The sequence below is a fragment of the Paenibacillus zanthoxyli JH29 genome, from assembly GCF_000520715.1.
GTDB classification, from domain to species: Bacteria; Bacillota; Bacilli; order Paenibacillales; family Paenibacillaceae; genus Paenibacillus_AQ; species Paenibacillus_AQ zanthoxyli.
Map to the genome: position 1 here is coordinate 1 of NZ_ASSD01000045.1, position 2,955 is coordinate 2,955.

The window sequence follows — 2,955 nt, forward strand, 5'->3', positions numbered from 1 at the left end:
AAGGATAGCTTCCTGTATTCCGCCTTTGCGGACCAGAGGCAGTACGCCTGCTTTGTTCAGCGCCTCGCGCGGCGCGTCGCCGATACCGGAGCTGAGGAGAATCTGGCAATCGCTCAGGATGGAGATAATCTCTTGAAGCGTTTCGCCCTTGTCTCCGTTGCAATCGGCTGTGCCGTGGCAGTACGCCTGGATCTTCCGGATACCGATGAATTTCACTTCGGTTCCGTCGGTACCTCGTTGCCAGAAGAGTACGGATCAGCAAAAAGGGATTTTATCATGTAAAAAAAACATATCATTTCCATATTCCGTATATATTGATTAAGGGATTCTTTTTATTCCCTAACACAGAAAGGAGGCAATCTATATGCGTCCAGAAGAGTACTTTGGAAAACCTATGTTTCATTATGAACAAGACCCCAGTCCTACAGAACCACTAACGTGTGTTGTAGTGATACGATCTGTGTCGACAATGTACTGAAATGTAGCATTACATGTCTCCCCCACTATGTAATGAATTGTCACAATATCACGGTTTCCGAAGGTGAAACCGATAGAAGATTGTGGGTGCCACATGCTTCAATTTACGGGCACTCTTGAATTCAAACACATTCCACATTCAAGATACGAGAAAGGATGAAAAATATGGATAAGTTAGATCAATCATATTTCAAAGTTAATGAAAACCCTTATATTGATCATAGTGTATCTTCACCTACAGTTCCCGGCCAACCGCCTAGTGTAGGAACAGTTAATCCCAACCTAGAAACAATAGAAGCTATAAATGACATGCAACAAGATATTATCGGAGCTGCAGATGTGAAAATTATAAATCTTGAGGAAGCTATTTTTGCTTATGCAAATGAATTTGCTAAGAGTCATAGTACTACTTTAAAAGATGTATTGTATGCAGATACAAGCCGTAATAGATACCTAAATGTAAAAGATGCCTATATTGAATATTTTGGCCAAGCACAGACAAAGGAAACAGGTGCTACATTATCGACGCAATACACAACCAATCCTTCTGAAAGTTCTCTTGATACAAAAATAACTATGGGCGGAGAGGTAGCAAATCAGCTTTATTGGGGAGTGTATACAACATTTCAATTGCCAATACCGTTAAGAGTCCCAGCTCCATTACCACCATCCGCACTTGTACACTATAATACTAACCTCACAGCTGATCTACAAGGTGTTCGAAGCCAGGAACAAACCTACATTAACTTTGCTGCTCAGGCAATGGTGACAATTCCAGCTAACCACGGTATAAAAGCAGATTTAATGATGCAAAAACAGACCATTATACAGAATTTTAATAATGTAGTAATACTAACTGGATTTATTGCAATCGTCACTCATGATCCAATTGATGGTAAAGATATTTGGTTCCAACCAATTGTCAATGTGACACCTTTTCTACCTCCGACGGTATTTACTGTTCAAGGTACCGATCTTATTTTTAAAGGCTTAGGAGTTTTTCAATCTTCCTTAAATATGTATCCTTACTATCATTTCACAAAATTTAATACTCAGAATAAAGTCCCGGTAGAAGAATATGATTTTTATAATGTAACGATTGAAGCAGATAAACCATTATTGCTAGCTGCATTGTAAAACTAAAATCATATTAAGAGAGGATGAATAATTATGGCTGAATTACAAAATATCCATGAATATATATATCAGGCTGCAAATCTTGCTATAAAAAGATGGTACGGAAGTAATAACTGGGCAAATTATATAACTTATGACAAAGTATTAAGTGAAAATGCAACAGCTACGTTGCTTGAAAATGCAGCAATTGGTGAAGTCACCAGAATAGTTTCAAGTAACTATGTGGATTTTAAAAACGATACTTCCTTACAACAATCAATATCTACACCTCAAGCTACTGAATCGGTAACAACTACTAATTCAAGTTCTACATCAATTGGTTTTAATTTGGGTCACGAGATAAATGCTAAAGTAACACCAATACCAGAAGCATTAGAAATTGGTGGATCGACGTCGTTTTCATTTAGTTTTAATCGTACTCAGACAAACACAGTTGAAAATTCTCGTTCGATGACCTTCCCATCTCAAACCATTATAGTCCCTCCACGTACTTGGACTAAGGGAAAGTTACTTATTTTAGAACGAACTGTAAGACAAAATGTTAAATTAGATGTAGATTTATCCAACTATATTTGTATATATGCCAGACAGAGTTGGGCGCATGGTTGGTGGAAAGATCACCCTATTTATGATCTTTGTGCTTATGAAGGTATAGAAACGGGAGTTCCTAAACCATCAGGGTTGACATTCCCTCCTAAAGGTACCGTTTCTCCTGGTCCTCAAACGAAAGTACACTTTAATGGACTAGGTTTCTATGAAGTAAAAGGTGCACTTAAAATATACATGGAGTTACAGGAATATAATATAGATGGTACCCCGAAACCAACAGCGACAAAGATAGTAGAAGCTAATCCGGCTTTTTTGCCTTATGGCGTAGGCAATGTCGCAGGCGATAATAGCGTATTAACAATAAACGGGAAATAAGTATTTGGGTCCCCGCCACATGCCCATCAAGTGAAGGAAATTGCTACCTCCTCAAAACGAAAATACGCTATTCTTTCGGTAGACTGTCTAACGAAAGGATAGCGTTTTATGATGAATCTTCAAACCTAAAGGAGAGGGAATCAACTATGAAGAAAATTTCCATTTACCAAGTCAAATAAGAGAAAAGTAAGTGCTTCTATTATCATTACGATGAGAAAGAATAAGTAAGCCTAGTGAATGTGATTCGTCAATTTGACAAATAGAGAAACGCCCGGAATTGATCGGGCGTTTTGTTGTTAGTGCGCCCAGCATGGGCGATAACCCTAGGGTGTAAGTCCCGAACGGGGGTTGGCTGTACCAACCGTTAGTTTAAAGCTCGCCAGTCTATCCTGAAATAACCCTATTTCATCATCTGAT

Annotated in this window: 3 protein-coding genes; 2 read left to right on the forward strand and 1 reads right to left on the reverse strand. The window is 38.6% G+C overall.

Features of this window, described 5'->3' with window-relative positions; all coding sequences use genetic code 11:
* Positions 1 to 216, reverse strand: a 216-nt coding sequence (locus L691_RS30980; RefSeq protein WP_332249021.1) for a NifB/NifX family molybdenum-iron cluster-binding protein, incomplete at its 3' end; no start/stop codon positions are given.
* Positions 217 to 642: 426 nt separating this feature from the next.
* On the opposite strand from L691_RS30980, the gene L691_RS0101900 reads away from it, so the two are divergent.
* Entirely contained in the window at positions 643 to 1,614 is a 972-nt protein-coding gene (locus tag L691_RS0101900) for a hypothetical protein (protein WP_025688443.1), read from the forward strand.
* A 33-nt stretch (positions 1,615 to 1,647) separates the two neighbouring features.
* Positions 1,648 to 2,538: an ETX/MTX2 family pore-forming toxin gene (locus L691_RS0101905; RefSeq protein ID WP_025688444.1), complete on the forward strand. Its 891-nt coding sequence runs from the start codon at positions 1,648 to 1,650 to the stop codon at positions 2,536 to 2,538.
* Positions 2,539 to 2,955 lie beyond the last annotated feature (417 nt).

Bases quoted from the DNA above. Each gene is read 5' to 3' on its own strand.
- L691_RS0101905 (WP_025688444.1), top strand. From the start codon at position 1,648: ATGGCTGAATTACAAAATATCCATGAATATATATATCAGGCTGCAAAT.
- L691_RS0101900 (WP_025688443.1), top strand. From the start codon at position 643: ATGGATAAGTTAGATCAATCATATTTCAAAGTTAATGAAAACCCTTAT.